We start from the raw sequence: 16,988 nt of genomic DNA on the forward strand, positions 1-16,988 counted from the left end.
ATACGTTGGTGAAACGTGTTGATAAAACAGAATTTGCCTGGCGGCACTAGCGCGGTGGTCCCACCTGACCCCATGCCGAACTCAGAAGTGAAACGCCGTAGCGCCGATGGTAGTGTGGGGTCTCCCCATGTGAGAGTAGGGAACTGCCAGGCATCAAATAAAGCAGAAAGCCCGGTCGAAAGACCGGGCTTTTTGTTTTTGCGTTTAAAAAGAACCCCGTCCCGAAAGGTACGGGGTTTTTTGCTGTGTGGGGTATATCTCCCCCGGTGGCGCTGCGCTTACCGGGGCTACAAAAGCGTAGCCCGGACAAAGTGCGCAGCACCGCCTTTATTGCTTCGCAAAATAGCGTGACGAATGCTTGTGGCATGGTCAACCGGATAGTGAATTTACCGGATGATACAAGTCGGAAAATAATTATCAGCAGCTACGATTAATATTATTTCTTTATTTCAGCGCCATTATATTGTGCTCCGGTAAAATAATGATGCGGCCTCTTCCTCCCACAAAATAACGCGTTTACGCTTCAGAAAAAATATTTCCGTGACTGGATACTTCGCTTCCGGATGTATTGTGGCGAACGGTATGCTTCTTCCCTGTTTTTGTCTAAATGAGCTTTATCATTAACACTTTGTTAACTTGATCTGGTTTATATGGCAGCAAATTTGATATACAAAGGGGGATGATTGCCTGTATGGATGCTGCCCGAAATACCTTGCGAAACATAGACTGGTTCTCGGCTGGCAAATGAGAATAGAAATGAAAATCCTGCTTAACTGGTCGCCATTGCGCCAGCTCTTCACTTACATTCAGGAGCGCTTTACCTTTCTGGTGCTGCTCTGCTGGCCAGCGATTATCTGGTTGTTCTGCCGGGTCGGCGTGTGGCTCACCGATAACGTTTATGAACTGCTGGGAAAATCACCAGCCCAGTCCTTCACCGTGTATCTGCAGCCGTTTATGACCCCCGGCACGCTGCTGCGCATCTCCATCAGCTGGGTGGTGTTGCTGTTCATTCTCTTCAGTATGGCGATGGCCTTCACCTGGGGTTTACGTCGCTTTATGAATCGCCATAAATAAACCATTCGGCCGCCGTAAGTCGACGGCCCTTCTTAAGCCTTTATGCCATCTCACCAATAGTCTTACGAAAACGCAGCAACGCGATAGTAAAGAACACTCCGCCGATAGCCAGCAAGGTTAAGAACTGCGGCCAGACGATGGCGAAGCTGGCGCCTCGATACAATATCGCCTGCGCCAGGCTGACGAAGTGGGTGGTCGGCATGGTCAACATAATATCCTGTACCAGCTGCGGCATACTTTCTCGCGGCGTGGATCCGCCGGAGAGCATCTGCAGCGGCAGTAAGACCAGGATCATCAGCAGCCCCAGCTGCGGCATCGAGCGGGCGAGGGTGCCCATAAAAATGCCGATCGAGGTCGTGGCGAACAGGCTGAGCGCCACCCCCAGCATAAACAGGGGAATCGACCCTTCAATGGGCACCTGCAAAATCCCCTGTACCATCAGTATCAGTGACAACCCGGAGACCACCAGCACCACCAGGCCCATCGACCAGATCTTGGCCAGCATAATTTCAAACGGCGTGATCGGCATCACCAGCAGATGCTCAATGGTGCCATGTTCCCGCTCGCGGATCAGCGCCGAACCGGTGAGGACAATGGCCAGCATGGTGATATTGTTGATGATCGCCATCACCGCGCCAAAGCGCTCCTGCTCAAGGTTAGGATTAAAACGCATCCTGACCGCCAGCTCTACCGGCAGCACGCTGTTATCCCGATAGCGGGCGATAAAACTGTTTACTTCGCCGGTGATAATATTCTGGATGTAACCGTTGCCGGTAAAGGCCTGACTCATGCGCGTGGCGTCGACGTTGACCTGGATTTCCGGCTGCCGATCGGCCAGTACATCGCGCTGGAAGTTAGGCGGGATGTTGATGGCGAACGTGTAGCGCCCGGCATCCAGCCCGGCGTCCATCTCATCAGCGGTGATCAGCTCCGGCTCAAGAAACCAGGGACGGTAAAAAGCGTTAATAATGCGTGAGGAGAGCTGGGATTTATCCATATCAGCAACCGCGATCGGCGCCAGGTGCAGCGAACCGGGCATCACCGTGGCCGAGGAGTACACCGACACGGTAAACGCAAACACGATCAGCGCCAGCATAGCTTTATCACCGAGCAGGCTGCGCAGTTCTTTGACGCCAAGATTATAAATATTGCGTAATCCGCGCATCATCCCTCCTGTTTCTTCAGCAGCAGCACGCTCAACCCGAGCACCAGCGGCACCGCAATCAGTAGCGGAATGAATGAGCCCCACAAATCGCTAATATTCAGCGCTTTCGAAAAGGTCCCGCGGGCGATAGTCAGGAAGTGGCTGGTCGGGTAGATTTGCCCAATCCAGCGCCCGGGACCTTCCAGCGAGGCCACCGGATCGATCATTCCGGAAAACTGGGTTGCCGGGATCAGCGTAATAATCGCGGTACCGAAAATAGCGGCGATTTGGCTCTTCATAAAGGTTGAGATCAGCAGCCCCAGACCAGTGGCGATGGTGACATACAGCAGCGCCGCCAGGGTCAGCGTCAGGAAACTCCCCTTATGCGCGACGCCAAAGACAAAGACCGACAGCGCGCACAGCAGGAAGAAGTTAAACATCCCCAGTACGATGTAAGGCAGCTGCTTGCCGAGCAGGAATTCGCTGCGGGTGGTTGGCGTCACGTACAAGTTGATAATCGATCCGAGCTCTTTCTCACGCACTACGCTCAGGGCGCTGAGCATCGCCGGGATCATCATCAGCAGCAGCGGGATCACCGCCGGGACGATGGCCGGCAGGCTCTTCACATCTGGATTGTAGCGATAGCGGGTCTCGATGGAGATGAGCGAGGTATCGCGCCGCGGGCTGCTCTGGCGGCCGGCCATCTCCTGCAGCCAGGCCAGATGCATCGCCTGTACGTAGCCGCGCACGGTTTCCGCGCGGTTGGGCATCGCGCCGTCCACCCACACGCCGATTTGCACCGGCGTGCCGCGGGCGATATCGCGGCCAAAGTTCGGCGGGATCTCTATCGCCACCGCCAGCTCGCCGTCGCGCATCCGGCGGTCCAGTTCGTCATAGCTGTGCAGCGGCGCCTGTTCGATAAAGTAGCGTGAGCCAGCGAGATTCTGCGACCAGCCCTGGCTGCTGAGGGTTTGATCGCGGTCGAGGACGGCAAAGCGCAGATCCTCAACGTCCATGCTGATCCCATACCCCATGATAAACATCAGGATCACCGTCCCCAGCAGCGCCAGCGTCGATCGTACCGGATCGCGGCGCAGCTCCAGCGCCTCGCGGCGGCTATAGCTAAACAGCCGGCGAAGACTGAAGGCCTGCCGTGGAGTCGTGTGTCGGGAATACGATGCCACAGCAGACGTGGGTTCTTCTGGTACTGGAGAGGACGGCTGGGCCTCTTTAAGCCAGGCGATAAACGCCTCTTCCAGGCTGTTTGAACCGCGCTGCTCGACCAGCGCCTGCGGCGTATCGCTGGCCAGCACTTTGCCGGCGTGCATCAGGGAGATACGATCGCAGCGTTCCGCCTCATTCATAAAGTGGGTGGAGATAAAAATGGTCACTTGATCCTGCCGCGCGAGGTCTACCATCAGCTGCCAGAACATATCCCGCGCCACCGGGTCGACGCCGGAGGTCGGCTCGTCGAGGATCAGCATCTCCGGGCGATGGATGACCGCCACCGCTAACGACAGGCGCTGACGGATCCCCAGCGGCAGATCGGCGGGAAGCGCGTCTTCAACCTCGGTCAGCATAAAGCGCTCGCACATTTCCGCCACCCGGCCGGGGATTTCGCCGTCCGGAATATGGAACAGGCGGGCGTGCAGCTCGAGGTTTTGCCGGACGGTCAGTTCGCTATAGAGCGAGAAGGCCTGCGACATATAGCCCACCCGCTGGCGGGTGGCGATATCCTTCGGGTCGACCGGCTGGCCGAACAGCCAGGCTTCACCTTCGCTGGCGGGCAGCAGGCCGGTGAGCATCTTCATGGTGGTGGATTTGCCGCAGCCGTTGGAGCCGAGGAAGCCGAAGATTTCACCGCGGGCGATGCGGAAATTAACGTGGTCGACGGCAACAAAGTTGCCAAAGCGCATGGTCAGGCCGCGCGCTTCGATGGCGATCTCTTCCTCACGGCTGTCGCGCGGTGGGATAACTACCGCCCTATGCGCCTGACGCTGTGCTTCTGGCAGCAGGGCGATAAACGCCTGCTCCAGGGTCTGGCTGCCGGTCTGGGCTTTGAGCTCTGCGGCGCTGCCGGTCGCCAGCACCTCGCCGGCGTTCATCGCCACCAGCCAGTCAAATCGCTCGGCCTCTTCCATGTAGGCGGTGGCCACCAGCACGCTCATCGCCGGCTGGCGCTGGCGAATACTGTCGATAAGCTCCCAGAATTGCGCCCGGGAGAGGGGATCGACGCCAGTGGTCGGTTCATCAAGGATCAGCAGCTGCGGATCGTGGATCAGCGCGCAGCACAGGCCGAGCTTTTGCTTCATCCCTCCGGAGAGTTTTCCGGCGGGGCGATCGCGAAACGGCGCCAGCCCGGTACTCTGCAGCAGCTCGTTGATGCGCAGTTCGCGCTCGGCTTTATCGTGGCCGAACAGGCGGGCGAAGAAGTCGACGTTTTCATACACCGAGAGAGTGTGATAGAGGTTTTTCCCCAGCCCCTGCGGCATCCACGCGATTTTCGGACACACCTCGCGGCGGTGATGCACATCGCGCATATCGCCGCCAAGCACCATCACGTTCCCCTGCTCGATGGTCCGCGCCCCGGCGATCAGCGAAAGCAGGCTCGATTTGCCGACGCCGTCCGGGCCAATCAGGCCAACCATACGCCGTGCCGGGATCGCCAGACTGATATCGCGCAGCGCGATGGTGGCGCCAAACTGCTGACCAACATGTTCCAGCAGGGCGACGGGGGGCGAGGTATCCTGCGGCGTTAGTTTCATTGCGGCAACCTCACCGCCAGGGCTTCAGGCCAGGGTTGTTGTTTATCCAGCCGTACGTAAGCCATACCGGGCAGGCCGGTTTTGACATACTCCAGGTGTTGCGCCAGCAGCTCCGGCGGGATACGCGCTTTGACGCGGAACATTAGCTTCAGGCGCTCGTCGCTGGTCTCGACCGTTTTCGGCGTGAACTGGGCGACGCTGGCGACAAAGCTGATATTGGCCGGGATCACCAGATCCGGCGCGGCATCAAGGACCAAGCGCGCTTCGCTGCCGAGCGCCAGCAGACCTGCCTGTTCGGTGGGCAGAAAAAAGGTCATATAGACATCGGCGAGATCGACCATGTTCAGTACCCGGCCACCGGCGGCCAGGACTTCGCCTGGCTCAGCGACGCGATACTGAATGCGGCCATCGCGGGGGGCTTTCAGCTCGCTATCGTCAATATCGGCGAGGATCCGCCGCTCGGTCGCCTGGGCGGCTTCGACGCGGGTTTGCGCCTGAATAATGCTGGTGCGGGCAGCTTCGATGGCGGCGCGGGCGGCGGAGACCTGGGCTTTCGCCGATTCCAGCGCCGCGCGGGCGCTCTCTGCGGCCGCGCGATCGTCATCCAGCTGCTGGGCGGAGACGGCGCCACGCTGGGAGAGGGTGTTGGAGCGAACATGGCGTTTCGCCGTGGAATCCAGCTCCGCCTGGCGCTGCTTCACTACCGCTTCGCTGGCACGCATTTCACTTTGTCGCTGATCGAGCAAGGCTCTGGCGGCCAGGACCGCGCTTTCCGCTTCCTTGATTTGCGCGGCGGCTTCAAGACGCTGCTCGTTCAGTACCCGGGTATCCATTCTCGCCAGCACCTCTCCCTGGTGCACGAACTGACCCTCTTTGACCAGAATGGTGTCGATACGCCCGGCGATTTTACTGGCAATATCAACTTCGGTGGCTTCGATTCGGCCGTTGCTGCTGGCAAACCCCGCCGGGAGTCCCGGCGGGCGCAGCAGCCACCATGCGGCGGCGGCGAGCACCACCAGTAAGCCGACAAAATACCCTGCCCAACGTTTCTTTATTTTGTCCATACGCGACTCGCTTGATTCCCTGTGCTGAGTGGTGCGCGTGTTTCCTCCGGCGGGCGGAGCGTCCTTCTTGCGAAGGACGAAAAAGTGGAGGGAGGGCCGCTGACGCCGCGCTCTGCCGCGCCGATGCGCAGCCGCTCGCTGGGCTACTTATGTGGTCATCATCAGCGATCCTGGCCTTAATGAAACACGCATAGTGAGAGCTACCGTTAACGCGATAGTAACAGCCGGGGCGATATTGTCCATACGAAAGACAGGGTCTTGTCGGCGTGTTAACAAAATTATCCGCACAGGGAGTATTTCACCATCTCAGAACAGCACAGGCAGACCCAGCCCACGCTTCACCTCATGCAGCGTCTGCTGTGTGAGGTGGTGGGCGCGTTCGCTGCCCTGGCGCAGCAGCTCCAGCAGCATCCCTTTATCCTGAATAAAAGTGGCCCTGCGTTCGCGGATCGGCGCCAGTAGCGTCTGCAGGCAGGTTTCCAGCTCATTCTTACACTGGCGATCGCCCAGCCCGCCGCGCTGATAGTGGGCTTTCATCTCTGCCACCCGCACCTTATCGCTGTGGAATGCATCGAGATAGGTAAACACCACGTTGCCCTCGACATGCCCCGGATCGCTGACTCTCAGGTGCGTCGGGTCGGTATACATCGCGCTGACCGCGTGGTGGATCTCCTCCTCTGTGGCCGATAACGTCAGCGTATTGCCCAGCGATTTCGACATTTTGGCGTTGCCATCGACGCCCGGCAGGCGACTCACTTCGCTGAGTAGCGCCTTGCAGTGGCGCAGCACCGGCTCGCCGGTGAGGCTATTCATCTTGTGGACGATCTCGTTGGTCTGCTCAATCATCGGTAGCTGATCGTCGCCCACCGGCACCAGTTCGGCCTTGAACGCGGTGATATCGGCCGCCTGGCTAATCGGATAGGCAAGAAAACCCACCGGTAGCGAGCGGGCGAATCCCTTCTGGGCAATCTCATTTTTGACCGTCGGATTACGTTCTACGCGGGCGACGGTGACGATATTCATATACAGCGCGCTGAGCTCCGCCAGCGCCGGCAGGGCGGACTGCAGGCAAATAGTGGTGAGCCTGGGGTCGATGCCGACGGCCAGATAATCGGCCATGACTTCGAGGATATGGTGGCTGATTTTTTGCGGATTGCTGCCGTTGTCCGTGAGCCCTTGCAGGTCGGCGATCAGGATAAATTGCTGGTGGTTATGCTGCAGCGCGACGCGCTGGCGCAGCGAGCCGACGTAGTGGCCAAGATGAAGTTGGCCGGTCGGGCGGTCGCCGGTGAGGATGGTTTGTGGATGGTTCATCAGGGACTCCTTATCAGACTGTTCAGCCGAAAGACGTCCTGAAAACACCAAAGCCGCCTTCCGGCGGCTTTGAAAATGGAAACGTGTATCGTGCCGCCTGTTATGCAGGCAGCCACCAACGGCGGGGATAGGTAACGATAACGTTTCTGTTCATAGGGAGTATCCTGCCACGGAAGGGGCTGGAGGCGCAATCAAAAATCACATACTTTTCCTGATGTTATTTATGTGATTGTTTTTCGGTAAATAACGAAGCGGGAAAAATATATTTTCTCTGCGACCCGATCATTATTCTGGAACAACAAACTATGTTGCATTTTTTTTGTGAAAAAGCTCACGCCACAGGATTATAGTATTATTATCCATATTTATAGCTGAATATTACCTGTCTGCTGTTACAGCTTGTGTTTATTCTCTTCTAAATTATTAACATTATTACAATTTCTATCTATTTTTCCGCTTTGCGTCATACCCCTGTCTGACTACAACGTATTGAGGCTAATTATTATGCATAAACGTCTGGTCGTTAATATTTTTTCATCATTGCTGTTGGGGGCTGCGCTTATTTCCGCGCCGGTATATGCGGCGGAAAAAACCGTAGTCAATATTTCAAAAGTGGACGGCATGCCATGGTTTAACCGGATGGGTGAAGGGGTAGTCCAGGCCGGGAAAGAGTTTAACCTCAACGCCTCCCAGGTAGGGCCGTCCAGCACCGATGCGCCGCAGCAGGTGAAAATTATTGAGGACCTGATTGCACGTAAAGTGGATGCCATCACTATCGTGCCTAACGATGCCAACGTGCTGGAGCCGGTATTCAAAAAAGCCCGTGACGCCGGCATCGTGGTGCTGACCAACGAATCGCCCGGGCAGCCGAGCGCCAACTGGGATGTGGAGATCATCGATAACGAGAAGTTCGCTGCTGAATACGTGGAGCATATGGCCAAGCGGATGGGGGGCAAAGGCGGCTACGTTATCTATGTCGGTAGCCTTACGGTACCGCAGCACAACCTGTGGGCCGATCTGCTGGTGAAATACCAAAAAGAACATTACCCGGACATGCATGAAGTCACCCGCCGAATGCCGGTGGCGGAAAGTGTTGATGATTCCCGCCGTACCACGCTCGATCTGATGAAAACTTACCCGGATCTGAAAGCGGTGGTCTCTTTTGGTTCGAATGGCCCGATTGGCGCGGGGCGCGCGGTGAAAGAGAAGCGTGCGAAAAATAAAGTCGCGGTCTACGGGATGATGATCCCCTCGCAGGCGGCTTCTCTTATTAAGAGCGGCGATATTACCGAAGGGATCACCTACGATCCGGCGACAGCCGGCTATGCCCTCGCGGCCGTCGCCAGCACCCTGCTGAACGGCAAAACCATTGAGCCGGGATTTGAACTGAAAGAGCTCGGTAAAGCGGAAGTCGATAGCGACAAGCATATTATCCGCTTCCATAAAGTGCTGCTGGTAAATAAAGACAATATTGATTCGCTCTACTAATCCACCTTCCGGGGCGCCTGCCGCCCCGGCTTAACCAGCCAGGGGATGCTATGGAACCTTTCCTTTCCCTTCGACACGTCAGCAAAACCTTCCACGCCAACCGCGCGCTCAATGATATCAGCATCGACTTTATGCCCGGAGAAGTGCACTGCCTGGCCGGGCAGAACGGTTGCGGGAAGTCGACGTTGATCAAAATTATCTCTGGCGTCTATCGCCCGGATGTGGGCGCAGCGATGACGCTGGGCGGCAAGACGTGGCCCAAACTGACGCCAGCGGCCTCTGTCGCCCATGGGATCCAGGTGATTTATCAGGATCTGTCGCTGTTTCCCAATCTCAGCGTGTGGGAGAACATTGCTATAAACCACTATCATCGCGGCGTACTGGTGAGGCGCAGCGAACTGCGACGCAGTGCGGAGCAGGCGATGCGCAGTATTAACGTCTCGCTGCCGCTGGATGCCGCCGTGGAATCGCTCTCCATCGCTCGCTGTCAGCTGGTGGCTATCTGCCGCGCGCTGGCGCAGGATGCCCGGCTTATCATTATGGATGAACCCACGGCCTCATTGACCCATCAGGAAGTGGAGGGACTATTGCATGTGGTGCGCCAGCTGCGTGAGAGGGGGATCTGCATCGTCTTCGTAAGCCACCGTCTGGAAGAGGTCATGGCCGTATCGGACCGCATCAGCGTGCTGAAGGATGGCAATCTGGTCGGCACCTTGCCGGCGGCAGAGGTAACCACCCGCCGGCTCGGTTTTCTGATGACGGGCCAGGAGTTTGACTATCAGGTGCGCGATCTGTGGCAGGGGCAGGGCAGTACGCCGGTGCTGGAGGTGCGCAATCTCAGCCGCAAAGGGGAATATCATAACGTCTCCCTGAAGGTCGAAGCCGGAGAAGTGGTGTCGATAGTCGGCCTGTTGGGCGCCGGGCGAACAGAGCTGTGCCTGAGCCTTTTCGGCATGACCCGCCCTGACAGCGGCGAGATCCTGATAAATGGCCAGCCGGTGCGGTTGCGTAGCAATCAGGACGCTATCCGCCACGGTATCGGCTATGTCTCCGAGGACCGTATGTCGCGCGGCCTGGTGATGAGTCAGTCGATTGAAAACAACATTATCAGCACCGTGTTTCATAAAGTGAAAGGCGCTTGCGGACTATTGAGTGATAGTAAAGCTCAGCAGCTGGTCGCAAGAATGGTCAACGCGTTGACCATTAAGGCGCCGGATACGCATCTGCCGGTGAATACCCTCTCCGGTGGTAATGCCCAGCGCGTTTCTATCGCCAAATGGCTGGCGATCTCTCCTAAGCTGCTGATCCTCGATAGCCCAACCGTGGGGGTGGATATCGCAAACAAAGCCGGGATCTATCATATCATCAGCGATTTGGCTGCCCATGGTATCGCCGTGCTGATGATTTGCGACGAGATTGAAGAGGCGTGGTACCAGAGTCATCGCATCCTGGTGATGAAGCAGGGCGAGTTGACCCATAGCTTCCTGCCGGACAGCAGTACCCAGCAGCAGATAGCGGAGGTGGTCAATGGCTAATCTGTTGAAACGACATGAATTCTGGTTAGGCATGTTCATTATTGCGCTGTGCCTGCTGCTGGGCTGGCGCAGTGAGGAATTTTTCACTTTCGGCAATCTTTACGACCTCGCTAATAACTATGCGATGCTGACCATTCTCGCCTGTGGTCTGTTCGTGGTGCTGATCGCCGGCGGGATTGATATCTCCTTCCCGGCTATGACCATTATCGCCCAGTACGGCATGGTGGTGATGCTGCAAAAAGTAGGCGGCAACTTCGCGGTGGCTTTTGTGCTTGCCGGCGGCATCGGCGTGCTGCTGGGGCTGGTGAACGCGCTGTTGGTTAATCGTCTGCGGGTCCCCTCGATCATTATCACCATTTCTACGCTCAACATTTTCTACGGTTTGCTGCTGTGGTTAAGCAAAGGTGTCTGGCTCTACGACTTCCCTCCGTGGTTTGAAAAGGGGGTTATGCTGTTCAAATATACCGATGCCGATGGTTACGATTACGGCCTGGGGCTGCCGCTGCTGACGATGATCGTCGTGGTGCTGTTGACCGCGTTTATCATGAATTTCACTACCGTTGGCCGCAAGATCTATGCCATGGGCGGCAACCGGGAATCCGCCAGCCGCGTCGGCTTCAGCGTGCTCCGCCTGCAGCTGTTCGTTTATGGCTATATGGGGCTAATGTCGGGGGCCGCAGGTGTCGTGCAGGCGTGGACAGTGATGACCGTTGCGCCGGATTCACTGCTGGGCTATGAGCTGACGGTGCTGGCGGCGGTGGTGCTGGGCGGCACCAGCCTGATTGGCGGGCGCGGAACTCTCACCGGTACGCTGCTGGGGGTGATTTTACTGGCGGTGATGCAGAACGGCCTGAACCTGCTAGGGGTCTCCTCCTACTGGCAGACCCTGATCACTGGGGCGATCATCGTCGTCAGCATCAGCGTAACGGCATGGAGCCAGCATCAGAACCGGAGCTTGTTATGAAAAAATCGTGGCGCAACAACGTTGAGTTTTACCTGATCGGCCTGCTGCTGCTGATGGTTATCGCCTTTAGCATCGCCATGCCAAACATCTTCTGGTCTGTCAGCAATTTCCAGTCGATTGCCTCGCAAATGCCGGTGCTGGGGATCCTGGCGCTGGCGATGGCCATGACTATGCTTTGCGGCGGCATTAATTTGTCAATTATCGCGACGGCTAACGCCTGCTCGCTGGTGATGGCCTGGGTGGCGACGAGCTATCCGCCTGGGGGCGCTACCGCGCTGGCGACGCTGCTGGCCGGCGGAGGGGCGGCGATGATCATTGGCCTGTGCAACGGGATATTGATCGCCGGGATCCGCGTTTCGCCGATCCTGGCTACCCTTGGCATGATGACCCTGCTCAAAGGGATAAATATTCTGATCACCGGCGGCAGCGCCATCGCTAACTATCCGCAGTGGGTGCTGTGGCTGAATCACGCCCAGTGGTTCGGTATTCCGCTGCCAATGTGGCTTTTTGCGGTGGTGGCGGCCGGGCTGTGGGTGCTGCTGGAGAAAAGCCCGCTGGGTCGGGCGATCATGTTGATCGGATCCAACGAACGGGCGACCCATTATTCCGGGATCAATACCCGGCGGGTGTTGATGTGGGTATATGTCATCTCGGCCCTGCTCTGCGCGGTGGCTGCGTTTCTGATGATGTCGAAGCTGAACTCAGCCAAAGCATCTTATGGGGAATCGTATTTGCTGGTGTCGATCCTCGCGGCGGTGCTTGGCGGCGTGAATCCGGATGGCGGTAGCGGGCGCATCGTTGGGATGGTGCTCGCGCTGTTCCTGCTGCAGATTATTGAGAGTGGGTTCAATATCCTCGGTATCAGCCCCTATCTGACGATGGCGCTGTGGGGCGTATTGCTGCTGTGCTTTATCCAGGCGCGAGGCATGCTGGGACTGGAGAGAGCCGGGTAAATGACCCGTCCTCGGGGGCGAAGACGGGATAGCCAGTTATTCGCTACGCAAATGCACCGCCAGGCCGCTTTGCCCTGGCGCCAGCTCCGGGCGCAGCGTCAGCGACGGGATCAGATAATCGCCATGATTCTGGCGGCGGAATGGAATGGGCTCGGTTTGCCACAGCGTGTCCAGCCGCTCGGCCAGGGCGGCGCACTGATCGGCGAACTGCCCGGCATCGGTTTTATCCGTGCGGTAGAACACCAGCGGCGGAAGCACCTCAAAGCCGGGGTAGAACAGCATACCGTGCTGAATGGGGAACAGGATGTCGTCGATGGGGCCATTGATCCCGCGCGGTGAATAGTGTTCCGCCCAGCCGCCGGCGGTGACGATCAGCATCGCCCGCTTGCCGACGAAAGTGCCTTCCCCGTAGCGATCCCCCCAGTGGCGGTCGCTGTGCTCGCCGACGCCATAGGCAAAGCCCCAGGCGTACACCCTGTCGATCCAGCCCTTCATGATGGCGGGCATCGAGAACCACCATAGCGGGAACTGGAAAATCACCGTATCGGCCCACAGCAGCTTTTCCTGCTCGGCTGCGATATCCGCACTTTGGGTGCCCTGGGCAAAGGCCTGTTTGGAATCGAGGGTCGGCCGCCAGAACTCGCCGACCGGCGGGGCGCCGCTGTCGTCGGCGTCATACCCGGCCTTCCAGCGCATGGCGTAGAGATCGGAGACTTGCACTTCATGCCCGGCCTGCTGCAGATGGCGGACGGCGAAATTTTTCAGCGCGCCATTGAGCGAGCGCGGTTCCGGATGGGCGTAAATCAGCAGTACTTTCATAATATCACCTCTGGCGTATGGAGAGCTGCAGAGTAGGAAAGCTGACGCTATAGTAGAAATTAATTACTTAAATTCCCGGTATAGTCGTGATTAATTTACAGCGTCTGGATCTCAATCTGTTGCGCACCCTGGATGTGCTGCTTAGCGAAAACAACGTTACCCGGGCGGCGCAGCGGCTGAATCTGTCGCAGCCCTCGGTAAGTATTCAGCTCGCCAGGCTGCGGGAGATTTTCGCCGATCCGCTGCTGATGCCGGGCCCGCGCGGCATGCAGCCCACCGCCCGCGCCGATGAGCTTCGCCAGCCGCTGCGCGCCGCATTAGCCGCGCTGGAGCAGGCGGTGGCGCCGGTCAGCCCTTTTGATCCGGCCACGGCGGCGGAGACCTGGCGGGTGGCGGCGACGGACTATATGGCCTCGGCGATCCTCCTGCCGATGCTGGCTGGGTTACGCCAGGCCTCTCCCGGCAGTCGGCTGGCGGTATTCGAACTGCAGCCGGCGCGGCTGGAGCAGCAGGCGGCCAGCGATACAGTAGATCTTTTCTTTCATACCCGCGAGGGCGCGCCGCCGGGGCTGCATCAGCGCCTGCTGTTTCGCGAACGCTACGTGCTGGCTGGCCGGGCGGAACATTCGGCGCTGCGGCCTGGGCTTAGCCTGGAAACGTTCTGTCAGCTGGAGCACGTGATCGTCTCCCCGGACGGGGGCGGCTTCAGCGCGGCGACCGATATCGCGCTGGCGAACCTCGGACTGATGCGGCGGGTTGTCCTTTCCGTGCCACATTTCCTGTTTATGCTGGAGACCCTGCGCAATAGCGATCTGGTGGCGGTCCTGCCGGAGCGGCTGGTGCGCGGGCAGAGCGGGCTGGTGGTCGTCGAGCCGCCGCTGGCGGTCGCCGGCTTTGAGATGCTGATGCTGTGGCACGAGCGCTGGCACCGCGACCCGGCGCATCAATGGCTGCGTCAGTTCATTGTGAATTCACTGGAGGAACAGACATGCTGAGTGGACTGAATCACCTGACCCTGGCAGTCAGCCAGCTGGCGCCGAGCGTGGCGTTTTATCAGCAGCTGCTGGGCATGACGCTGCATGCCCGCTGGGACAGCGGGGCTTATCTCTCCTGCGGCGATTTGTGGCTGTGCCTGTCGCTGGATCCGCAGCGGCGCGTTACTCCGCCGGAAGAGAGCGACTACACCCATTATGCGTTTAGTATTAGCGAAGCCGATTTTGCTAGCTTCGCCGCCCGCCTTGAGGCTGCCGGCGTGGCGGTCTGGAAGCTGAACCGTAGCGAAGGTGCCTCGCACTATTTCCTCGATCCCGATGGCCATAAGCTGGAGCTGCACGTCGGCAGTCTCGCCCAGCGGCTGGCCGCCTGCCGCGAGCAGCCGTATAAGGGGATGGTGTTTTTTGAACAGTGAAGCTGCTACGCAGACGTTAGATCACCCGTAGCCCCGGTAAGCGCAGCGCCACCGGGGAGAACAGGTTAAATTCACTCCATCGCCACCTTCACCGCTTCTCCCAGCTTCACCATCACCGCTTTATGTTTTTCGGTCGGCGGCAGGGCGCAGTTGATCCTGACGCAGTTGCGATACTTGCCCGCTGCCGAAAACAGCGAGCCCGGCGCGACCTGGATCTTCAGCCGGCACAGCTGCTTGGCGACGCAGACCATATCTACCTGCTCCGGGAGCTCAACCCACAGCATAAAACCGCCCTTCGGCCGGGTGACGCAGATCCCGCAGGGGAAAAATTCCCGCAGCCAGCAGGTGTAGATCTCGATATTGCGCTGATAGATCTGCCGCATCCGCCGCACGTGGCGGTGGTAGTGGCCTTCGCGAATAAAATTGCAGGCCGCCAGCTGAGTGGAGGGGACGTTGGTCCCGCTGGCGGCGTACTTCATCTGTAGCAGCTTGTCGTAGTAGCGCCCGGGGGCGATCCAGCCGATACGCAGCCCGGGGGCGATGGTTTTGGTAAAGGAGCTGCAGAGCATCACCCGGCCGTCGATATCCCAGGAGTGGATCGTGCGCGGGCGCGGGTATTCGGTGGCCAGCTCGCCGTAAATATCATCCTCGAAAATAACGATATCGTAGCGTTGGGCAAGGTTCAGCACCGCGCGCTTGCGGGCGTCCGGCATGATAAAGCCCAGCGGGTTATTGCAGTTTGGCACGAGGATCACCCCTTTGATCGGCCACTGATCCAGCGCCAGCTCCAGGGCCTCGATGCTGATCCCGGTTTCCGGATCGGTGGGGATCTCAATCGTCTTTAATCCCAGCCCGCGCAGCATCTGCATGGTGCCGTAGTAGCAGGGGGATTCCACGGCGATGATGTCCCCTGGCTGGCACACCGACAGCAGGGCCAGCGACAGCGCGCTGTGGCAGCCGCTGGTGAGCACCAGATCGTCGGCAGTTACCACCGATCCGCCGTCGAGCATCAGGCGGGCGATCTGCTCCCGTAGCTCGCGACGCCCGGCCAGTTCGTCATAGTTCAACACCTCAGTGAGGTTGTGCTGGATAGCCCGGCTCAGTTCACGCCAGATGGGCTTCAGGCTTGGCTGCGTCACGTCCGGCGAGCCGCCGCCGAAGGGGATGATCGATTTATCGTAGCGGGCGTCAAGCATGGTCAGCACCTGATCCCACTGGGTTATCTCCACCGGGCGCTGGACCGGACGCGACATCGGCGGCACCGGCGGCTGGGCTTTGCGCGGGGCGACGAAATAGCCCGATCGCGGCTGCGGCACAATCATCTGCTGCTGCTCAAGCAGCTGATAGGCCTGCTGGACGGTGCTGATGCTGACGCCGTGCTCCTGGCTCAGGCTGCGCACCGACGGCAGCTTTTCGCCATGGCGATACAGGCCCTGTTCGATGCGTTCGGCCAGCAGCGTAGCGAGATGTTGGTAGCGGGTCATGCTGTATCCTTAATTGCCGCCATACAGATGGAATAACCAGTACAGATGGGCGTAAAAATTGGGCTCTGGTGTACGTTTTAGCTAATCTGTATGTTAAAGAAAAGCGTTTTGTGAATCTGTATTCCTTACCCCCAAATCCGTGAAGATAAAGCCTCTGGCAAGGTGAGGAGGTAGAGGATGGAATTTCACGAGAACAGGGCAAGACAGCCATTTATCGGTTTCGTACTGCTGGTGCGGTTTATCAAAAAATGGTGGCTTCAGGAGCAAACGCGCAGAGTTTTGCAGCAAATGAGCGACGAACAGCTGAAAGATATCGGCCTGCGTCGGGACCAGATCAATTAAAACGTGCGGTTTTTTACAGGCAAACCTTCTTCATTATCCCGGTGAGCGCAAAGTGCCGCCGGGATACATTCACGAAATTTATCAATTGATGCGGCACGACCTTCCGTTTCTTGATACTTACCCTGATAAGTATTATTTTCTTCTCAATAATGAGAGGAAGCCCCGTGACTGAAGACGAACTGTTTGCCCGCCGCCCGCTGGGGATGCGGATGGCTATGGTGGTGCGCCAGTGGCGCGCCATTATTGACTCCGCTATCACCGATACCGGACTCACCCAGTCCAGCTGGACGGTGCTGATGCAACTGCATCAGCTGGGAGACAACGTCTCGGTCAGCGAACTGGCGGAGGTGCAGGGCATTGAACTGCCGCCGCTAATGCGCACCCTCTCATTACTGGAAAAGCAGGGCTATCTGGTGCGTTCCACATCGCCATATGACAAACGCATTCGCCTGCTGACGCTGACCGCTGAGGGGCGGGCTATTCTGGAAAAACTGAGCTGCGTGATCGAGACCTATCAGGAGCGCGTAACCCAGACCATCCCGGAGGCCGATCTCGCTACCTTCAGCGCCACGTTAAATCAAATCGCCTGCCGTTTGCGGAATATCCGCGAAGAAGATAACAAGATCTAACACAC

General features: G+C 58.3%; 16 protein-coding genes and 1 rRNA gene. 11 read left to right on the forward strand and 6 right to left on the reverse strand.

Features of this window, described 5'->3' with window-relative positions:
* Positions 1 to 38: 38 nt before the first annotated feature.
* The 3 genes from KPHS_r00020 to KPHS_05920 all read left to right on the forward strand — a co-directional run bounded on the left by KPHS_r00020 (position 39) and on the right by KPHS_05920 (position 1,074).
* A 5S ribosomal RNA gene (locus KPHS_r00020) occupies positions 39 to 153 on the forward strand.
* Between the two features lie 113 nt (positions 154 to 266).
* On the forward strand, positions 267 to 434 hold the full coding sequence (locus KPHS_05910) for a hypothetical protein (RefSeq protein YP_005224891.1): 168 nt from the start codon (positions 267 to 269) through the stop codon (positions 432 to 434).
* A 322-nt stretch (positions 435 to 756) separates the two neighbouring features.
* Positions 757 to 1,074, forward strand: a complete 318-nt coding sequence (locus KPHS_05920; protein YP_005224892.1) for a hypothetical protein — start codon at positions 757 to 759, stop codon at positions 1,072 to 1,074.
* Positions 1,075 to 1,114: 40 nt separating this feature from the next.
* On the opposite strand, the gene KPHS_05930 is transcribed toward KPHS_05920, so the two are convergent.
* The 4 genes from KPHS_05930 to KPHS_05960 all read right to left on the reverse strand — a co-directional run bounded on the left by KPHS_05930 (position 1,115) and on the right by KPHS_05960 (position 7,361).
* Positions 1,115 to 2,239 (reverse strand): antibiotic transport system permease component, encoded by a 1,125-nt coding sequence (locus tag KPHS_05930; protein ID YP_005224893.1) that lies wholly within the window; start codon positions 2,237 to 2,239, stop codon positions 1,115 to 1,117.
* A complete protein-coding gene (locus KPHS_05940; RefSeq protein YP_005224894.1) occupies positions 2,239 to 4,983 on the reverse strand; it encodes a putative multidrug ABC transporter ATPase and permease in 2,745 nt (914 codons plus the stop codon). The genes KPHS_05930 and KPHS_05940 overlap by 1 nt, the downstream gene beginning before the upstream one ends.
* Positions 4,980 to 6,047: a membrane fusion protein family auxiliary transport protein gene (locus KPHS_05950; protein ID YP_005224895.1), complete on the reverse strand. Its 1,068-nt coding sequence runs from the start codon at positions 6,045 to 6,047 to the stop codon at positions 4,980 to 4,982. The genes KPHS_05940 and KPHS_05950 overlap by 4 nt, the downstream gene beginning before the upstream one ends.
* 306 nt (positions 6,048 to 6,353) lie before the next feature.
* Positions 6,354 to 7,361 carry a putative tryptophanyl-tRNA synthetase gene (locus KPHS_05960; protein ID YP_005224896.1) on the reverse strand — a complete coding sequence of 336 codons (1,008 nt, stop codon included), beginning with the start codon at positions 7,359 to 7,361 and terminating at the stop codon, positions 6,354 to 6,356.
* Between the two features lie 504 nt (positions 7,362 to 7,865).
* Here KPHS_05960 and KPHS_05970 point away from each other — a divergent pair.
* Genes KPHS_05970 through KPHS_06000 form a run of 4 tightly spaced genes read left to right on the forward strand, consistent with a single transcriptional unit; the run spans position 7,866 to position 12,301 of the window.
* Complete coding sequence (locus KPHS_05970) at positions 7,866 to 8,849, forward strand: putative LACI-type transcriptional regulator (RefSeq protein YP_005224897.1); 984 nt, start codon at positions 7,866 to 7,868, stop codon at positions 8,847 to 8,849.
* 50 nt (positions 8,850 to 8,899) lie between these two features.
* The gene (locus tag KPHS_05980) at positions 8,900 to 10,384 is read left to right on the forward strand and encodes a putative inner-membrane translocator (protein YP_005224898.1); all 1,485 of its coding nucleotides are present in this window, start codon (positions 8,900 to 8,902) and stop codon (positions 10,382 to 10,384) included.
* Positions 10,377 to 11,348 (forward strand): ribose high-affinity ABC transporter permease component, encoded by a 972-nt coding sequence (locus KPHS_05990; RefSeq protein YP_005224899.1) that lies wholly within the window; start codon positions 10,377 to 10,379, stop codon positions 11,346 to 11,348. The genes KPHS_05980 and KPHS_05990 overlap by 8 nt, the downstream gene beginning before the upstream one ends.
* A complete protein-coding gene (locus tag KPHS_06000) occupies positions 11,345 to 12,301 on the forward strand; it encodes a ribose high-affinity ABC transporter permease component (RefSeq protein YP_005224900.1) in 957 nt (318 codons plus the stop codon). Before KPHS_05990 ends, KPHS_06000 begins: the two co-directional genes overlap by 4 nt.
* Positions 12,302 to 12,337: 36 nt before the next feature.
* Here KPHS_06000 and KPHS_06010 read toward each other — a convergent pair whose 3' ends face one another.
* Complete coding sequence (locus KPHS_06010; RefSeq protein ID YP_005224901.1) at positions 12,338 to 13,120, reverse strand: NAD(P)H dehydrogenase (quinone); 783 nt, start codon at positions 13,118 to 13,120, stop codon at positions 12,338 to 12,340.
* An 86-nt stretch (positions 13,121 to 13,206) separates the two neighbouring features.
* On the opposite strand from KPHS_06010, the gene KPHS_06020 reads away from it, so the two are divergent.
* Both KPHS_06020 and KPHS_06030 read left to right on the forward strand, forming a co-directional pair.
* Complete coding sequence (locus KPHS_06020) at positions 13,207 to 14,115, forward strand: transcriptional regulator LysR (RefSeq protein ID YP_005224902.1); 909 nt, start codon at positions 13,207 to 13,209, stop codon at positions 14,113 to 14,115.
* Positions 14,109 to 14,528, forward strand: coding sequence for a putative glyoxalase/bleomycin resistance protein/dioxygenase (locus KPHS_06030; RefSeq protein ID YP_005224903.1), 420 nt, complete (start codon positions 14,109 to 14,111; stop codon positions 14,526 to 14,528). Before KPHS_06020 ends, KPHS_06030 begins: the two co-directional genes overlap by 7 nt.
* Positions 14,529 to 14,599: 71 nt before the next feature.
* Here KPHS_06030 and KPHS_06040 read toward each other — a convergent pair whose 3' ends face one another.
* The gene (locus KPHS_06040) at positions 14,600 to 16,012 is read right to left on the reverse strand and encodes a putative aminotransferase, class I and II (RefSeq protein ID YP_005224904.1); all 1,413 of its coding nucleotides are present in this window, start codon (positions 16,010 to 16,012) and stop codon (positions 14,600 to 14,602) included.
* A 177-nt stretch (positions 16,013 to 16,189) separates the two neighbouring features.
* Here KPHS_06040 and KPHS_06050 point away from each other — a divergent pair, with 177 nt between their 5' ends.
* The gene (locus tag KPHS_06050) at positions 16,190 to 16,354 is read left to right on the forward strand and encodes a DUF1127 domain-containing protein (protein ID YP_005224905.1); all 165 of its coding nucleotides are present in this window, start codon (positions 16,190 to 16,192) and stop codon (positions 16,352 to 16,354) included.
* Between the two features lie 164 nt (positions 16,355 to 16,518).
* Positions 16,519 to 16,983 carry a MarR family transcriptional regulator gene (locus KPHS_06060; protein ID YP_005224906.1) on the forward strand — a complete coding sequence of 155 codons (465 nt, stop codon included), beginning with the start codon at positions 16,519 to 16,521 and terminating at the stop codon, positions 16,981 to 16,983.
* Positions 16,984 to 16,988: the final 5 nt, after the last annotated feature.

It is taken from the genome of Klebsiella pneumoniae subsp. pneumoniae HS11286, assembly GCF_000240185.1.
In the GTDB taxonomy this organism is placed as follows: Bacteria; Pseudomonadota; Gammaproteobacteria; order Enterobacterales; family Enterobacteriaceae; genus Klebsiella; species Klebsiella pneumoniae.